The following is a 17568-nucleotide window of genomic DNA, read 5'->3' as shown; positions in this document are numbered from 1 at the left end:
GGGATTTAAGTAAACTCTATGTTCAATAATCAACATAAACCGTATCAAGAAACCATATCAAAACCTGTAACTACCGCCACAACATAACCTATACAAGTCAAGAATATTTGTTGTCTAGAGCCTAATTATGTATACGTATCACCCTAATATTCAAATTTTTACAACTATAATTTAACAATTTATATGAATGTATAGACCATTTACTCATTAAGATTAACGAAAACGTAATAGTTGCATTTTATCTTTACCTAAGAATTAAAAAAACATTTTATTATGAAAAAAATTACTTTATATGTATCACTTATGTGTGCGGCTTTATGCTTCGCTCAAAGTGTTCCCACGGCTGTTGCTCCGACACCTCCTACTAGAGATGCGGCTGATGTGATCAGCATCTTTTCAGGAGCTTATAATGATGTGACTGGATCAAATTACAATCCTGATTGGGGACAATCAGGTTTTGCCAGTGCAAATACGGCTTATGATGTATTAGGTTCAGGTGACCTTGCGCTAGCATATCCTAATTTTAATTATCAAGGAAATCAATTTGGATCCAATCAGAATGTAGCTGCGATGGAATTTGTACACATCGATATTTGGACAAATAACACCACGGTAAATTTCTTTTTAATTGGATTAGGCGCTGGAAATGAAAGATCTGTGTCAATTCCAGCAGCTCCAGGACAATGGACAAGTCTGGACATTCCTTTAGCAGATTTTTATAATGCAGGTTTATCAGGCACTATTATCCAGCAATTCAAGTATGATGGAGGAGATGGTACTGCTGCAAGTGAAATCTATGTAGACAATGTATATTTCTGGAAAGTTCCTGCAAATCCTCAAGATGATGCTACACTTAGCTCACTAGAGGTAGATGGTCAGTCTGTACCTAACTTTTCAGGTGCTGGAACAGACTATACTATTGAATTACAAATAGGGACAACTAGTGTACCCCAAATTACAGCTGCAACCCCTAACAATCCTGGAGCAACAGTTCAAATCAATCAGGCAACTGCTGTGCCCGGATCGGCAACTGTAGTCGTAACTTCTCCTAATGGTAATGTGTCTGAAACCTACACTGTAAATTTTGTAGCTACCATTCCTGATGCAGCGCCTGGAGTAAGCAATCCTGATTCAGAAGTTTATAGCATCTATAACGACACAAGAAACTTCTCTAATGGTCTCACTTTCCAGTATGACTTTGGTTCTGTTACCACTGTAGATCTAGATCCTTCAGGAGACGTAAACAATGCCTTGAAGTTAGATTTTAGTGTAGCTGGTTACGGACAAGGCGAAGGAGGTCCTGACGATGTATCATCTTATGACTTCGTGAATTTCTATTATTTCGCGCAAGCAAGTACTCCAGGGTTTAGATTTGTAATGATTGATAATGATGGTGGTGTTGAAGAATTTAACTATCAGATCGGTGACACAAACAACGGAGATCAAGAGAATATTGCGACGGGCGCATGGACATTAGTTTCAATCCCTATGTCATATTTCACAAATCTAGGTTTCAGTGATGCAAACTTCTTCCAGTGGAAGGCTGATCCTTATCAGCAGTCTGTTGCAAATGGTGGGATTGTGTACTTTGATAATATTGTTCTTACTCAAAATGGACCACTATCAGAGGATGATATTGCGGTTGCTAACTTCAATGTCTACCCTAACCCTTCAGCAAATAATTGGAGAGTAGAATCTCAGGATTCAACAATTGATAGAATTCAATTATTTGATATGACCGGAAAAATGGTTAAGGAATTGACACCTAATGCTATTCAAACTACAATTGAGGGTACTTCACTAAATAGTGGTATTTACCTAGCCCAGCTAACTTCTGGAAAATCAACTAGTGTAGTTAAAATAGTTAAATTGTAAAATAAATTTCTGCTTCAAATTTTAAAAGGATCGCTCTCGCGATCCTTTTTTATTTCACCACTGAATAGGCCTTCTCCCCTGCTCCTCGAGATAGCGATTAGCTCTAGAAAAATGCTTGTTCCCAAACCAGTATCCGCGGTTTGCGCTTAATGGTGACGGGTGACCCGTGGTTTGAACAAAATGTTTTTTCTCGTCAATTAGTTTTAATTTACCTTTTGCAAAACCTCCCCAAAGCATAAAAACTAGATTCTCCCGCTCATCTGATAATTTTTTGATGACGGCATCTGTAAAGCGCTCCCAGCCTTTTTTCTGGTGACTGCCTGCCTCTCCACTACGTACTGTGAGAACAGCATTGAGCAACAAGACTCCCTGATCTGCCCAGTGTTCAAGATTACCAGATTTTGGATAAGGCTTTCTGACATCCACATCTTGATAGAGTTCCTTGAAAATATTTACCAGACTCGGTGGGTGTGCAACGCCATTAGCTACTGAAAAGCACAAACCATTTGCTTGACCTGAACCATGATATGGGTCTTGACCTATAATGACTACTTTAACATCTTCAAAAGCCGTACGATTGAATGCGGAAAAAATTTTAGGACCAGGTGGGTAACAGGTATTATTCTGGTATTCATGACGCACAAATTCCGTTAGTTGCTCAAAATAAGGCTGATTGAACTCATCCTGTAGCATCTCTCTCCAGCTGGGCTCGATCTTAAGACTCATAACCTCGATCTTTCATACGTTCATGCTGGTATTCTACCTTTGTCTTACCATGAGGAGCTGGTTTTCCAGCTTCATCCAGATTTACTAAAATGATTTTGGAAATAGTGATGATCGACTCATAGGTCATCTTATTGCGAACCTCGCATTTCAAAGTAATGCTGGATTTTCCAAACGAAACTACCTCTAAACCGATCTCAACAATATCACCTGGCTTTGCACTTGCTCTAAAATCGATCTCAGACATGTACTTTGTCACGACACGCTGATTTTCCAGCTGGATGATCGTGTATAGCGCCGCTTCCTCATCGATCCATTCCAGCAGCCTACCACCGAAGAGGCTTCCGTTAGGATTCAGATCCTCCGGTTTCACCCATTTTCTAGTATGAAAGTTCATAATTTGAGTTTCTCACAAATTTACGAGAACTTAGATCCCAACCCGAGAAGCCTGCGCTTAAGTTTTCATAAACATGAGCAACCTTGATGCTGGCTTATCCCTATTTTTGTCGCATGAAATTGATTACCAGTCCTCATAATGCGACCATCAGAAAAATTGAGCAATTGCAGCGCAAGAGCCGCGCCAGGCGATCTGAGGGCATTTTTGTGATTGAGGGCCGTCGTGAGATCATGCTGGCAGATCAGGGTTATTACGAGTTGGACACTTTATTTGTCTGCGATGATCTGTTTCAGGATACAGACACAACTGACCCCCAGAACATTTACCATAAACTGAACATCAAGCAAAGTCCGCAAGTCATCAAGGTTTCTCGCGAGGTTTATGAAAATATCGCTTATCGTGGTGGTGTTGAGGGTTGTCTCGCTTTCGCGAAAGCGAAAAACTTCAAACTTCAAGACTTACAACTCTCTGAAAAGCCATTAATACTCATCGCAGAGTCACCTGAAAAACCTGGAAATTTAGGTGCCTTGTTACGTACTGCAGACGCTGCCAAAGTAGATGCCATGATCGTGGTAGCGCCCACCACAGACTTGTACAACCCAAATGTCATACGATCCAGCGTAGGCTGTCTTTTCACGGTTCCCACGGTAACTGTTGAAACAGCTGCTGAACTAACCGACTTCTTGCAAACTAAAAAAATTGACCTATTCGCAGCTACCTTACAAAATAGCACCAGATACGACCAGCAAGACTTCACAAATGGTTGCGCGATTGCTGTGGGAACTGAGGCTACCGGCCTAGATCAGGCTTTGAGAGATGCCGCAAAAGCAAACGTGATCATCCCGATGGGAGGAGCGATAGACTCCATGAATGTATCAGTAAGTGCTGCGATATTGCTTTTTGAAGCCAAACGACAAAGAAATTTTAAATGAACGAAACGACCCTATTTTATATCATCATTGCGATTATCGCCTTTGATTTTGTTCTGGAACGTGTTCTGGGCTACCTAAATTATACCTGGTATTCTCAACCTATACCTCAAGAACTCGCTGATGTTTACGATCAGGAGGAATATGAGAAGTCACAGCGTTATAAAATGGTGAACTATAAATTTGGACTGCTGTCCAGTGTGTTTTCCTTTGTTTTGTTGCTCGCTTTTCTATTTCTAGATGGTTTTGCAGTTGTTAATGAGATTGCCTACCAGATTACTGATCACTATATTCTTGTCGCGCTGGTATTTTTTGGAATCTTAGGAGCAGCGAGCGAGTTGATCTCTCTACCATTTGGGATTTATAGAGTTTTTGTGATTGAGGAGCGTTTTGGTTTCAATAAAACGACGCCTAAAACCTTTATTCTGGATAAAATCAAAGGTTATTTGATGTCACTGATTCTAGGAGGCGGGATTCTTGCTGCGATCATTTATATCTACAGTCTTACGGCAGAAAATTTTTGGTGGTATGTGTGGATTCTCGTATTTGTTATCTCGTTGCTTATGAATATGTTCTATTCTAAGTTAATTGTGCCATTGTTCAACAAACAGACGCCACTTGAAGATGGAAGCTTACGCGAAAAAATCGCTGATTATGCCGCTAGCGTGGGGTTCCAGCTCGACAAGATTTTTGTGATTGATGGCAGTAAACGTTCAACTAAGGCAAATGCGTACTTCAGCGGATTTGGTAGTGAAAAGAGAGTCACGTTGTACGATACACTTATCGAGAAACTCGATGAAGAAGAAATTGTTGCAGTTCTAGCCCATGAGGTAGGCCATTACAAGAAAAAACACATCATATTTAACTTAATTGCGAGTGCACTCACTACGGGACTGACCTTATTTATTTTTTCTCTAGTTGTCGATAGCGAGTTGCTGGCAGGAGCTCTGGGAGTAGAAAATAGCACTTTTCATATAGGACTGGTTGCATTTGGACTGTTATACTCTCCTATATCCACGATAACGGGTATTTGTATGAATTTGCTTTCGCGAAAATTTGAATATCAAGCAGATGATTATGCCAAGAATACATACTCTGAACAACCTCTTATATCATCACTGAAGAAACTTTCAAAAACCAGCTTGAGTAACTTAACACCGCACCCAGCCTATGTGTGGTTTCATTACTCGCATCCCTCTTTATCGCAGCGTATTAGAGCTATGAAATAAAATTGTTGATCAGTTGAGTTGTAGTGAAACAAACTTGACACTGGAACCGATTTTCTTAGATTGCCATTATTATAAATGCTCAATTTCTTCAAAATTGAGAAGTTAAAAAAACAAACTGTATCTCGTAGTAGTTGCTGATGAGAAAGAAATCCTTGGTTTAAAAACACATATCGCAAGACTCATTTCTATAACTCTCAAAAGAGCCATCTCATTCATAATTCATAATAAGTATGGTGCTACAATCGTGGTACAACTATCCATTATATCTGAAATATGAGAATTGGGAGTATATTTGTACGTTATGTTTGTGGGATACAAGCTTTAGAATGATTGATTGACCGCTTTACCCAGGTATTATTTTACCCTAATAATGAACAAGGATAAAAGCACAGAAAAAGACCTTCAGAAAATCGTAAGTTTCTTTGAGGATCATCAGGATGTTATGTATCAGGTTTTTGAACTGATGCCTATAGGTATTTGTGTCACTAATGAACAAGGAATCTATACCGATGTTAATGCAACCTATTGTGACATCTATGGCTATACCCGGGAAGAACTCATAGGTAAGAACTTTACCATTGTGGTACCAGATGACCATCAATCCCACTTAGTAGAATTGCATCAAAAATTTCTACAAGAACGGTTTGAATTAAAAGGTAGGTGGCTAGTCAAGGATAAAAAGGACAATCTATTTGAAATTATCACAAATGCGGCTTACCTAGACGATGGTGAGGATGACGGTAAGTGTAAAATGACTCTAGTCGTCAAAGCTGATCAAACTGATGTCACGCTCAAGAGATTAAGTATCACACTAGACATTCTTGAAAAAGTAATTACTGATGATTTGAGTCTGGAAAAAAAAGCTGAAAAAGAATCTATGAGCGGCAAGGTAAGTTCTCTACTCACCTTTGCCGACCTTCTCAAAGAAACCGATCTCACCTTAAAGCAAGAGCAATGGCTCAAAATCATCATGGACATAGGTAAGGATACCTTGAGGCACCTAAGCAGCGCAGATGATTTTGAAGCTATGGAAACGGGTAGCTTTAAGCCTCAATTGAGCAACTTTGACTTCATTAATCTCATCTGTAATCAAATCATGGATTCAGCTGAAATGGCAGATGAGAAGGGCATTAGAATCAATATTAAGAATCAAGATCAAGATCTAATTGATCCATACGGGCATCAGTTGATTGTGGTAGGCGACGAGTTTTACCTGGAGTACCTTTTTGAACACTTAATCAAGAACGCAATAACGAGCGCTCCCCAAAACAGCACTATTAATATCACAATATTTGAAGAAAGACAGCTCAGTGTCTATATCGAGACTGAATCTGTCATTTCTGAGAAAATGAAACTCAGATTCTTTGATAAAAATGCTCATTTTGGGAAAGGTTTAGAAAATGGTTTGACTAATCATTTATCTAAATTGATTACTAACGTACATAAAGGAAATATCTCTTTTATCTCAGAGAATGATCACGGAACTAGGATTACTGTAGAAATGCCTATACTTACAGAGGTTTCTTAAATATAATAATTGATCGCACCACGATGAAGTGAAAACTATTGAGCTACTTCATTATTTCAATATCATTTCATTATTGTTTTTAGGCTAACTTGTTTGTTTGGTAAAAGAATGATAACCGAATATGAACGGCTCAAATTGACAAAAAATCAAAGAATCCTCACCGGCATACTTCAATTAATAGGTGTTTCGGGTCTCTTTGTCGGTATAAAATTTACCGTAATAGGATTATTTGCCTCTCTGGAATTAGCTCTTTTAATAACAGCTGGAGCTTTCGTAAGACTGAGAATTAAAGATGCGATCTATCGCAGTTCACCAGCATTGATATACTTGATCCTCAACCTTATTCTTGCCTACAGATTTTTTCTAAACATTTCCTAGATCAGTGTAACGAGGATCGAGAGTGTCATTAAAGAAAAAACAGGCAATCATTTCTTTGCTTCATCTCCTATATAAGCATGCATTAAAATAGCTCCAGCCATAAGTACTGCTATACCGTATCCAGCTACCGTCTCAAACCACATGGGTTCAGTGATAAAAATTGACACTAACAGCATTATCAAAAAAAGACATTTTAAAACGCCTACCGCATACATTGTAGCCACCGGCAAACCGTAATCTTTGAATTCTTGTTTCATATTATCAGCATTCCCTCCACGCCATTCACTCGCTTTATCTCTTCTTATATGCCACACATTGAAGATGTCTAAACCGTTAATGAGCTTCAGATCAATCTCTAGAATCTGAATCAAATCCATTTTTATTCTAAAAGCACTTATCGCATTGGTTCATCTATGTAAAACCTTTCCAAAAAAATGTAGGATAATTTGAGTTGTTACGCTTTCGCGAAAGCGTAATTTCAATAAAGTACTCATTGAATCATGTAGGAAGAACCACATAAAACCACTTATCTCATTATATTTGTCCAAAGTTGAATCATGATTGCACCCACAATAGGTAGAGACGAGCAGAAGCGCGTCGCTGCGGTAAAAAAATACCAGTTACTGGACACGATGCCTGAGGAGCAATATGATAATATAACCTCTATTGTTGCATCTATTTGTGATGCCCCCATCGCGCTGATCACTTTAATTGATAATAACAGGAATTTCTTCAAATCCCGGTTTGGTGTAGATCTCACAGAGTCCCCTCGAGACTTGTCATTTTGCGGTCATGCCCTGAACAATCCTGATGAGATTATGGTTGTAGAAGATGCACGTGAAGACGAGCGATTCAAGGGTAATCCAGTGGCTGAGGAATTTGAAATTATTTTTTATGCCGGTGCACCACTTATAGATAAAAACGGCTATAGACTAGGGACTTTGTGTGTTTACGATCATAAAAAGAGATCTCTAACAGAAAGTCAATCCGATGCCCTTAAATCCATGGCAAAACAAGTCATGCTCCTCTTTGAACAGCGGTACCAGAACTTCAAATTAAAGGAAGCCCGTAAAAGGCTGAAGGAGCGCAATGAGGAACTAAAGGATTTTGCCGGAATCGTCTCCCATGACTTAAAAGCACCGCTAAGCAACATAATGATGGTAACAGATCTTTTGAAGAAAACTGAAAAAGATCTGAGTGAAAAATCCATCAGTTATCTTGAAAGTCTAAAAGAAAGTTCAGCCAGTCTAAGTCGCTATATAGACGGTATGCTTACTTTTTATAAGAGCGATGAGATGGTTAGTGAGGAGGTAGATGAAGTAAGTTATATAGACCTGGTAGAAGATGTGATTGCGATGACCGTTCTCAACGAAAACGTCACAGTGATCTACAAACCCACTGAGGAGACCACCCTTCATACTAATGCAATTGCCCTCGAGCAAATTTTAATCAACCTTGTGACTAATGCGGTCAAGTATAGCGATAAGGAAAAGACGGTGATAGAAATTTATCTAGAAATGGATGAAGAAAATTACCACATCTCAGTAAAGGATAATGGTAGCGGTATTGCTCCTGATAAAATTGATCAGGTTTTCAAGTTATTTTATGTCGCATCTGAACAGGATCGCCACGGTAAAAAAGGAACCGGAATAGGTCTGGCAACAGTAGCAAGGCTTTTGGAACACATGGAAGGCAAAATATCAGTTACCTCAGAATTAGGCAAATGGACTGAGTTTAAAATCACTTTTCCACAAAATCACTCCTGAATAATAGAACCGTCCTTACGGTACATAACGTCTTTATTCTTGCCTTTTTGCTTGAACTCAACATCATAGAACTCACCATATTTTGCACTTAAAACGTGTTCGACTTCTGTGATCTCTTCGTCACCATAGTGTTTTTTTATGGCCGCTTTAACAGCTTTAGGTAAATTCTTTTCCTTAATCGAGTTTTCCGTTTCTCTCCATGAACCATCGGCTAGAAAATCTGCACGATATTTCTCGCCATCCTTTTTAAAATGAGCTTCCCAGTATCCATGAGCATCTTGTTTGAAATCAGGATCATCCTCATTAGGATACATTTCCTGGAATGTTTTAAGAACACTTTGAGGTACTTTTCCTTTATCCTGACAACTAGCAGTAATGAAGGTAAAAGTGGTAATTAAAAAAATAAGTATCGCTCGCATCATTGTTCTTTTTGCTAAAATACCTATTACAATCTACTACCCTTGATAAAGAAATGATAATCTTAAATACTAAAAAACCCGTCTATAGAGACGGGTTTGTCATATAATTATGTTGATCTACTTACTGATCTAACATTGCTTCTTTCAAATCCCTATCTGCAGGATCTTCCCCTAACCAGATACCAAAGAACGCCTTTTTAAAAGCTAAACCTTTTATAGTGCCTAGGTTTTTACCATTTTTACTTATCATCGTTCCTTTATTAGGGACGTAAGCAAATTCAAAATGATGTCCTTCCTTGATCGGATCTTTAAGTAAAGCAAGTAGCTGATTGATTTCTGATTTGATCGCAGCTCTTTCTTTGTCGGTGCAGCTGTCTTCAAAACCGTCTTCTACAGCATCTTCAAGCTTTTTTTGAGTCACTTTATCATCTGTGATGACAAGCACAATAGCCATATGTTCATCGGCTTTAAGTACTTTTTCTCCATCTTCCGTTTTACTTTTAAGGTATAAAGCACCTACATAAAGATCAAACCAAAGTTTTTCTCTCATTCCAGCGCCGTTTAGAATCAGTTCCTCACCATCTACCGTAAGGTTTTTTTCCAACGTTACTCCATTGATTTTCATTTGAGCCTGTGCTCCCCATGTTCCTAGAAAAGCGACTGCTACTAAAAGTATTTTTTTCATTATATCAGATTTACTTTTTAAATATACTATTCTAAAACCAAATTCCGTGCCTTTAATGAGCGCAAAGAAGCATTTAATTCAAAACCCAACAGTAAAATATTGGAATTCAACCATATATAAACCATGAGTATAAGTATAGCGCCTATGGAACCATAGATCTCATTATAAGAGCTAAAGTTGTCAATATAAAGACCATATAGGTATGAAAAAGCTACAATTAGGATGAGAGACATTACCGCACCTATAGAAAAAAACCTTGTGTTGCGACCATCTCTGGTTCCCGTATAGTACAATGTGCAGATAAATACATATACCATGATACCGAGAATGATATACCGCACAGTTGAGAGCCAAAAGACCATACTGTTTTCAGTCATAAAGTTTTGTGCTCGCATTTCAGCAATCCAGTAGGCAACACCCACGGTTAAAATCACACCTACCAGCAAAAACAAGACTAGCAGCAAAGAAACAACTAATGAGACCGCATACTGCCTAATAAAACCTCTGTTGATCTCAGAATGATAGCTGCCTTCAAAACCGTCAAAAATAGCATTGACACCATTAGTCATCAGAACAATCGAGGAAACAAAGGAAATCGTGAGCAAACCTGTATTCTCCTGCATCGCAATTTCATTAAAGATGTTGTCAAAGGCTCCTGCAGCTTGAGTAGGTAACAGATCATTGACAAACAGTAAGACCTCAGCCTGAAAATTTTCTATATCAATAAAAGGAATCAGATTCAGAACAAAAAGAATAAATGGAAACAGAGCCATAAAAAAGCTGTAGGATATGGCACTGGCCCTTGAAGAAAAAGCGCCCTTTACAATGCCCATTGAATAAGTCTCCCAGAGATCCCAAGCGGTCATCCCTTCAAAGCCTGGCAGCTTCCATGATGTGGAGACTGCTACAAACCATGATATAACGGGAATACGCTTCAGGACTTCTCGCAATCTAGCCATGCACCGCCTTTAAGCTCAAGTCCAGATTGTACACGCTATGTGTAAGAGATCCACTTGAAATGAAATCTACACCACAGTCTGCATAGTGCTTAGCAGTATCGAGCGTGATACCACCACTACTCTCGGTGAGGCACTGGTCTCCAATTAATTTTACCGCCTTGCGCGTATCCTCATAGTTGAAATTGTCGATCAAGATGCGATAGATGTTATCGTGTTTGAGAATCTTCTTGATTTCGGCTAGATCTCTTGCCTCAACGATGATTTTTAAGTCCCTACCCGTCTCACTCAGGTACTTTTTGGTTTTTTTGATAGCTTGTTCTACCCCACCCGCAAAATCAATATGATTATCCTTGAGCATGATCATGTCGTATAGACCAAATCGATGATTCACTCCTCCACCTATATCTACCGCCCACTTTTCTAACAACCTGATTCCAGGTGTGGTTTTACGCGTGTCTAAAATCTTAGTTTTTGTACCTTCAAGTGCGTGTACAAATTTTCTGGTCTTGGTGGCAATCGCACTCATGCGCTGCATAGAATTCAAAACGAGTCGTTCTGCTTTTAAGATGCTACGAGACGAGCCGCTCACGTAAAATGCTTCATCGCCATAACTTACTTCCTCTCCATCGTCTATGATTACGTCCAGTTTTAACTCTGGATCTACTTTATGAAATACCGCTTTCGCGAAAGCGACACCAGCAAGAACACCCTCGTCCTTCACGAGCAATCTGGCTTTACCATGTGCCGTTTCAGGTATACACGACAGACTGCTATGGTCACCATCTCCTAAATCTTCACGCAAAGCATTGTCAATAATGCGGTTCATTTCTTCAAATGCAGAAGCAGAGGAATAATCCATATAATTCTATTTAAATGTGAATATACGCATTAGACGCTGCATTCACTATGGGTTTACACGATAATTGAGGTACAAAAAAAACCCGATCGGATAGATCGGGCTGTTTTTATTTAGGATACTATTTATCTCGATTCTTCAAGTTGCTTTTTCTTAGCTTCCTTTTTCATCTTTCTCTTCTCAAGAGCTGAACCAGTAATCCAGTAAGGAATCGCAAAAAGGGTTAAGAACAACATTAACCAAAAACCAATGGTCAATATAGCTAAAAATGCCAAAAACCCTAAATACTGATCAAATTCAAAAAGCATGATTCTTCAATTTGCTGCAAAGATACACTAGCATATAAAAATATGAAAAAGTAGAGGGACTTTTATTAACAATATACTGTTGATATACCTCTACCGACTAGAAAAACAAAAGCATGGCTACAATGGCGAGAAAGACTAAAATCTGCAACCATTTCATAACACTCGAGAACCCTCTTGCCGTTTTGATAAACCTAGAGACTTTACCAGCCAAGAATGATATCGCATAAAAAACGAAAAGTGACACCGCCATGAAAATCCCACCCAGAACAAATATCTGTATCCACTCAGCTGGTTTTTGATTTGGCTGAACAAATCCTGTAAGAACCGCGAGAAAAAAAAGGGTCACCTTAGGGTTGAGCACATTCATTACCACACCTATACGATAGAACTCCCACAAGCTTTTATCAGCCTCTGTTTCTGCCTGTAAATCGATCGATGCATCTGAGCGATAAACTTGATAGGCGAGAAAGAGCAAGTAACCAGCCCCCAGCAGTTTGATGGTCCAGAGTAGCCACTCATTATCTCTAATCACTACCGCAAATCCCAGTGCCACAAGAGTTGTATGGAAAATGCAGCCAGTAATCAAGCCACTAGAAATGGCGATGCCCGTTCTAGCACCTCGCGCCATGGACTGGGTGAGGACAAAGATATTATCAGGTCCAGGGGATAGTGCAAGTCCTAATGTGAAAAGTGAAAATGTAAGGAGGTTTTGAAAATCCATTAAAATTTAACACATCACTAATTTTGAGATCGATGATCAATTCCCCAATAAAAACTCCAGCGGTATGTGAAAGCGTTTCTCCCACGCAATCTCACTATGGTTCTCCCCTGGGAAAAATTTTGTAATCCAGTTGTTTGAATCGTATCCGTTCTTTTGCATCACCTTGTCAACCTGTTGTTGCAGTTCAGGGTATAATGCGTCAAGTGTTTGATCTCCATAGTCAAAGTAAATCTTATGAGATTCTGGGTTTGGAAGATTCTCGTCCATGTAATCATAAAATGCTTGAGGGATGGGATTATCCTTAATAGAATGGGCGCCCGGCCAGTGCGTAGATAAACATGCAGCACCTCCAAAAACATCTGGATATTCACAAATCGCATACATCGATATCAGGCCGCCCATGCTGCTTCCGGCAACAAAGGTGTGTTCTTGATCGGTATACACACTGTACTTGCTATCGATATAGGGTTTAAGCTCCTCAACTAAGAATTTAAGGTAGTTATCAGAGTTAGGCTTGAAGTTTTTGGCAATTTTCAAATCATCTGCCTTGAATTGCTTGTACAATTGCTCTAATTGTGCATCGCTAAGCGATTTATATGGTTTCTGCGGGAAATAATCGGGATGCCTGGTGGCTCCTCCATTCCATACTCCCACTACAATAAAGTCCCGCACTTTTCCAGCATTCATGAGATTGCTAGCGATGTCATCCACATTCCAAGCCTGTTTGTTCCAGGTTGTCTCTGCATCAAATAACATCTGACCGTCGTGCATGTAGAGTACAGCATATTTTTTATCGTCTGTATATCCTTCGGGTAACCAGATATCTACATTACGAGCAGTTACATATTCAGATTTGAAGTTCTCAATACGATCTATTTTGCCTGATACAACTTTAAGCATTTCATTTTGAGCAAATCCAAGATTGGCCATGATGAACAACAATAAGAATACGGTAGCTTTCATAAGATTAAAATATTAGAACAATTTAGCTAGAAAAATCTAGCTGCGTGCTTGAGCAGCGATCGACTTATTGATATTTTTTACAAGTGCCGGGCCTTCATAAACAAAACCCGTGTACAATTGGACAAGACTTGCACCAGCTTCTAGCTTCTCCCGAGCATCTTTAGGGCTCATGATCCCGCCTACTCCCACAATTGGGAAAGCTCCGTTACTTCTCTCGTGGAGAAATTTAATCACTTCAGTAGCTCGGTTTGTAAGTGGCTTACCACTCAGACCACCCGCTTCTTGTTGAAGTTGTATGTCGCTTTTGAGATTCTTGCGCTCGATAGTCGTGTTAGTAGCGATAACGCCATCAATTTTTGTATCGGCAACAATTCCTATGATGTCTAGCAATTGATCATCAGTCAGATCTGGAGCTATTTTGAGAAGGATAGGTTTACGACAAGTTTTTTGATCATTGAGATCCTGCAAGGTCTGTAAAATATGCGTGAGCGGTTTACGGTCTTGGAGTTCCCGCAAACCTGGCGTATTGGGCGAGCTCACATTCACCGTAAAATAATCTACGTAATTAAAAAGTTTGTTGAAACAGATCACATAATCATCTACCGCCTGGTCGTTAGGGGTCACTTTATTCTTCCCAATATTCCCACCTATAATCACATGATCAGGATGTCCCATCGGCTTGTTTTGCTTCAACCGCTCGACCGCAGCATCCACTCCCCCATTATTGAATCCCATGCGATTCACGATTGCCTCATCTTCCCTCAAACGGAACAAGCGCTTTTTAGGATTTCCGTCCTGCGGTTTGGGCGTCAAGGTTCCTATCTCAATAAATCCAAAACCCAGATTTGAAAATTCCTTGAAGGCAACGGCATTTTTATCAAAACCTGCAGCGAGACCCACAGGATTGGGAAACTTGATTCCAAACAATTCTTTTTCTAGACTGGGGTGCTTGATGTGATAACGCTTTCGCGAAAGCGTACCTACTCCAGGCAGCTTATTCAACAATTTCAAAGATTTGAATGAAAAGTGGTGTACCTGCTCTGGATCGTAACGAAAAAGTAGCGGTCTAACGAGTGATTTGTACATGGGAATAAGGTTGCCCAAAAATACAAGGAATAGCCGTTTATTCTATATTTTTGTGGCTCTTAAAATCTGACTGATATGAGTAAATATGATGTAATAGTTTTAGGTAGTGGACCTGGTGGATATGTAACCGCGATAAGAGCTTCACAGCTGGGAATGAAGGTGGCGATCGTAGAAAAAGAATCGCTAGGTGGTGTATGTCTCAACTGGGGATGTATTCCTACTAAGGCACTTATCAAAAGTGCAGACGTTTTCAATTACCTAAACCATGCAGCAGATTACGGGCTTAAAGCTGACAATGTAGATAAGGATTTTGATGCGGTCGTAAAACGTTCTAGAGACGTGGCAAATGGCATGAGCAAAGGTGTACAGTTCTTGATGAAAAAGAACAAGATCGAGGTAATCATGGGTTACGGTACGCTTAAAAAAGGAAAGAAAATAGAAGTAAAAGCTGAAGATGGTAGCACTTCTACCGTTGAGGCAGACCACATCATCATCGCAACTGGAGCAAAATCCAGACAGTTACCTTCACTACCACAAGATGGTAAAAAAGTGATAGGTTATCGCGAGGCAATGACGCTGGAAAGCCAGCCGAAAAAAATGATCGTAGTAGGCTCAGGAGCGATAGGTGTTGAATTTGCTTATTTCTACAACGCTATGGGAACTGAGGTAACGATCGTAGAATATCTAGATCGTATCGTACCCGTTGAGGATGCCGATGTTTCCAAGCAAATGGAGCGCAGCTTCAAAAAGTCTGGAATTAAGGTGATGACCAGTAGCGAAGTGACTAAGGTAGATACCAGTGGTGACGGCGTCAAAGCTCACGTTAAGACTAAAAAAGGCGAAGAGGTTCTTGAGGCAGACATCGTATTGAGCGCCGTAGGAATTGAAACCAATATCAAAAATATAGGTCTGGAAGAAGTAGGGATTTCTACAGATCGTGGTAAGGTACTTGTCAACAAGTGGTACCAGACGAATATGCCGGGATATTATGCCATAGGTGATATTACCGCTGGACCAGCTCTTGCTCATGTAGCCAGTGCAGAAGGTATTCTCTGTGTGGAGAAAATAGCTGACATGCACGTGGAGCCACTCGATTACGGGAACATCCCAGGTTGTACCTACTCTACTCCTGAAATCGCGAGCGTAGGACTTACTGAAGCTCAAGCTAAAGAAGAAGGTTACGAGATCAAAGTGGGTAAATTCCCGTTCAGCGCATCAGGTAAGGCAAAAGCTGCCGGAAAGCCTGACGGTTTTGTAAAAGTGATTTTTGACGCTAAGTACGGTGAGTGGCTCGGCTGTCACATGATAGGTGCTGGTGTAACTGATATGATTGCTGAGGCAGTTGTAGCTCGTAAGCTGGAGACCACAGGTCATGAGATCTTAAAGGCAGTTCACCCACACCCTACGATGAGTGAGGCAGTAATGGAAGCCGTAGCAGATGCTTATGATGAAGTGATTCACTTATAAGTTGTTAGCTGTTAGCTGTTAGCTGACAATGGCAGTTTCTGTATGGAATAGGGAATAAAAGATCTTAAAAGTTGAATTAAGGCTAGCGGTTGCTAGCCTTAATATTAACAATCCCATTTTTTAGGATCTTACCGAAATACCTAAAGCAACCTGATTGACTTTCCTCAATTGAGGATAGGTAAGATCTGTCGGTGGACTGAATCGATCCATCAAATCGCGCTGGTATCTTAGAACCGATGTAATCCATTTGCTGGCTTTGTACCTTATACAAAGCATTGCGGCAGGAACAAACCTGCGTTCTGTCCCCAAATTAGGACTTTCATAGTTAAAGGAAAAAGTATACTCCATTCCTAAACCTCCATAAATGCTTCAGCGATCAGAAGGTGAATACTCGTATTATAGGTTTGCTCCCAGAGCCGCATTTCTTTGACCAATCAGAAAATTGAGCTCGGTATGTAATGCGTGCCGTTCATGCCAATTGTAATTTGCTAGAAAACCTTAATTCTAATTATATCCAGTACTACCGTGGTAACGTTCTACCTCGTAATCATAGTAGTCAAACGCAAGTACTTACTGCAACTGAGCACCAAAACTCCATCGAGGTTCAAATGGTTTAGCAACTTGCGTTGAATCTTGAGAAGTTTCTTGGCTGAAACTGTAATTAAATAGTAATAATACGGTCGTCATGATTAATATACTTGCTTTTTTCATGTTGGTTAGACTTTCTACTATTCTAGACGTAGAAAAACCAACATGATTGTAAGAAAACTTACGATCTAATCTTTGTCTTTGCTATCGTTGAGAAAGCTTTGTATGCCCAGCAAGTAACTTTCTAAACCGAAACCCGAGATCGTTCCCACGCAATATTTAGAGATGTAAGAAGTATGCCTGAATTCTTCTCGATCCATAACATTTGAAATATGAACTTCTACCACTGGCAGATCTATACCAGCTACAGCGTCTGCAATGGCAACTGAAGTATGTGTATAACCACCAGCATTAAGAATCACACCATCAAACTTGCCATCATGCGCTTGATGGAGTTGATCGATGATCTCACCTTCTGTATTGCTTTGGAATTGTGCTAACTCAACTTCTGAAAATTTAAACTGGAGCTCTACAAAATAGTCCTCAAAGGTTTTACTACCATAAATATCAGTTTCTCTAGTGCCTAATAGATTCAAATTAGGACCATTAACAATGAGCAATCGCATAACAATGTTTTCAGACCAAATTAATCAAAATAGCTGTTTCGCTTAGATATAGAGCAATAAAAAAG

At 39.7% G+C, this 17568-nt stretch carries 18 protein-coding genes; 6 read left to right on the top strand and 12 right to left on the bottom strand.

The genetic code is table 11. The annotated features are described in order from the left end of the window. The first annotated feature begins 273 nt into the window (after positions 1-273). Positions 274-1875: a T9SS type A sorting domain-containing protein gene (locus tag BST97_RS00815; RefSeq protein WP_085765461.1), complete on the top strand. Its 1602-nt coding sequence runs from the start codon at positions 274-276 to the stop codon at positions 1873-1875. A 54-nt stretch (positions 1876-1929) separates the two neighbouring features. Here BST97_RS00815 and ung read toward each other — a convergent pair whose 3' ends face one another. Beyond that, the gene (gene ung / locus BST97_RS00810) at positions 1930-2601 is read right to left on the bottom strand and encodes a uracil-DNA glycosylase (protein ID WP_085765460.1); all 672 of its coding nucleotides are present in this window, start codon (positions 2599-2601) and stop codon (positions 1930-1932) included. Beyond that, positions 2591-2995, bottom strand: a complete 405-nt coding sequence (locus tag BST97_RS00805; RefSeq protein WP_085765459.1) for an acyl-CoA thioesterase — start codon at positions 2993-2995, stop codon at positions 2591-2593. The genes ung and BST97_RS00805 overlap by 11 nt, the downstream gene beginning before the upstream one ends. Positions 2996-3108: 113 nt before the next feature. On the opposite strand from BST97_RS00805, the gene BST97_RS00800 reads away from it, so the two are divergent. The 3 genes from BST97_RS00800 (at position 3109) to BST97_RS00790 (ending at position 6681) form a co-directional block, all read left to right on the top strand. Then, on the top strand, positions 3109-3927 hold the full coding sequence (locus BST97_RS00800) for a TrmH family RNA methyltransferase (protein WP_085768100.1): 819 nt from the start codon (positions 3109-3111) through the stop codon (positions 3925-3927). Continuing rightward, complete coding sequence (locus tag BST97_RS00795; RefSeq protein WP_085765458.1) at positions 3924-5153, top strand: M48 family metallopeptidase; 1230 nt, start codon at positions 3924-3926, stop codon at positions 5151-5153. The genes BST97_RS00800 and BST97_RS00795 overlap by 4 nt, the downstream gene beginning before the upstream one ends. Positions 5154-5523: 370 nt before the next feature. Then, the gene (locus BST97_RS00790; RefSeq protein ID WP_085765457.1) at positions 5524-6681 is read left to right on the top strand and encodes a PAS domain-containing sensor histidine kinase; all 1158 of its coding nucleotides are present in this window, start codon (positions 5524-5526) and stop codon (positions 6679-6681) included. A gap of 425 nt (positions 6682-7106) precedes the next feature. On the opposite strand, the gene BST97_RS00780 is transcribed toward BST97_RS00790, so the two are convergent. Next, on the bottom strand, positions 7107-7436 hold the full coding sequence (locus BST97_RS00780; protein ID WP_085765455.1) for a DoxX family protein: 330 nt from the start codon (positions 7434-7436) through the stop codon (positions 7107-7109). 180 nt (positions 7437-7616) lie between these two features. Between BST97_RS00780 and BST97_RS00775 the strand changes: the two genes are divergently transcribed. Then, positions 7617-8825 (top strand): GAF domain-containing sensor histidine kinase, encoded by a 1209-nt coding sequence (locus tag BST97_RS00775; protein WP_085765454.1) that lies wholly within the window; start codon positions 7617-7619, stop codon positions 8823-8825. Here the strand turns inward: BST97_RS00775 and BST97_RS00770 are convergent. From BST97_RS00770 to BST97_RS00735, 8 genes are all read right to left on the bottom strand, one after another. Then, a complete protein-coding gene (locus tag BST97_RS00770; RefSeq protein WP_245833616.1) occupies positions 8816-9247 on the bottom strand; it encodes a PepSY-like domain-containing protein in 432 nt (143 codons plus the stop codon). The two genes, BST97_RS00775 and BST97_RS00770, sit on opposite strands and share 10 nt — an antisense overlap. A 118-nt stretch (positions 9248-9365) precedes the next feature. Next, positions 9366-9929 carry a chalcone isomerase family protein gene (locus BST97_RS00765; protein WP_085765453.1) on the bottom strand — a complete coding sequence of 188 codons (564 nt, stop codon included), beginning with the start codon at positions 9927-9929 and terminating at the stop codon, positions 9366-9368. Between the two features lie 26 nt (positions 9930-9955). Further along, positions 9956-10888: a YihY/virulence factor BrkB family protein gene (locus BST97_RS00760; RefSeq protein WP_085765452.1), complete on the bottom strand. Its 933-nt coding sequence runs from the start codon at positions 10886-10888 to the stop codon at positions 9956-9958. Continuing rightward, positions 10881-11747 carry a carboxylating nicotinate-nucleotide diphosphorylase gene (nadC, locus tag BST97_RS00755; protein ID WP_085765451.1) on the bottom strand — a complete coding sequence of 289 codons (867 nt, stop codon included), beginning with the start codon at positions 11745-11747 and terminating at the stop codon, positions 10881-10883. Before nadC ends, BST97_RS00760 begins: the two co-directional genes overlap by 8 nt. Before the next feature lie 122 nt (positions 11748-11869). Beyond that, the gene (locus BST97_RS00750) at positions 11870-12052 is read right to left on the bottom strand and encodes a hypothetical protein (RefSeq protein WP_085765450.1); all 183 of its coding nucleotides are present in this window, start codon (positions 12050-12052) and stop codon (positions 11870-11872) included. A gap of 97 nt (positions 12053-12149) precedes the next feature. After that, entirely contained in the window at positions 12150-12773 is a 624-nt protein-coding gene (locus BST97_RS00745) for a LysE family translocator (protein ID WP_085765449.1), read from the bottom strand. Between the two features lie 36 nt (positions 12774-12809). Then, positions 12810-13736, bottom strand: coding sequence for an alpha/beta hydrolase (locus BST97_RS00740; protein WP_085765448.1), 927 nt, complete (start codon positions 13734-13736; stop codon positions 12810-12812). Between the two features lie 36 nt (positions 13737-13772). After that, positions 13773-14822, bottom strand: coding sequence for a quinone-dependent dihydroorotate dehydrogenase (locus BST97_RS00735; RefSeq protein ID WP_085765447.1), 1050 nt, complete (start codon positions 14820-14822; stop codon positions 13773-13775). Between the two features lie 75 nt (positions 14823-14897). Between BST97_RS00735 and lpdA the strand changes: the two genes are divergently transcribed. Beyond that, positions 14898-16289 (top strand): dihydrolipoyl dehydrogenase, encoded by a 1392-nt coding sequence (gene lpdA, locus BST97_RS00730; RefSeq protein ID WP_085765446.1) that lies wholly within the window; start codon positions 14898-14900, stop codon positions 16287-16289. 776 nt (positions 16290-17065) lie between these two features. Here the strand turns inward: lpdA and aroQ are convergent. Further along, entirely contained in the window at positions 17066-17503 is a 438-nt protein-coding gene (gene aroQ / locus BST97_RS00725; protein WP_085765445.1) for a type II 3-dehydroquinate dehydratase, read from the bottom strand. Between the last annotated feature and the right edge of the window lie 65 nt (positions 17504-17568).

It is taken from the genome of Nonlabens spongiae, from assembly GCF_002117125.1.
Classification (GTDB): domain Bacteria; phylum Bacteroidota; class Bacteroidia; order Flavobacteriales; family Flavobacteriaceae; genus Nonlabens; species Nonlabens spongiae.
This window is presented reverse-complemented; position numbering and strand designations above follow the sequence as displayed.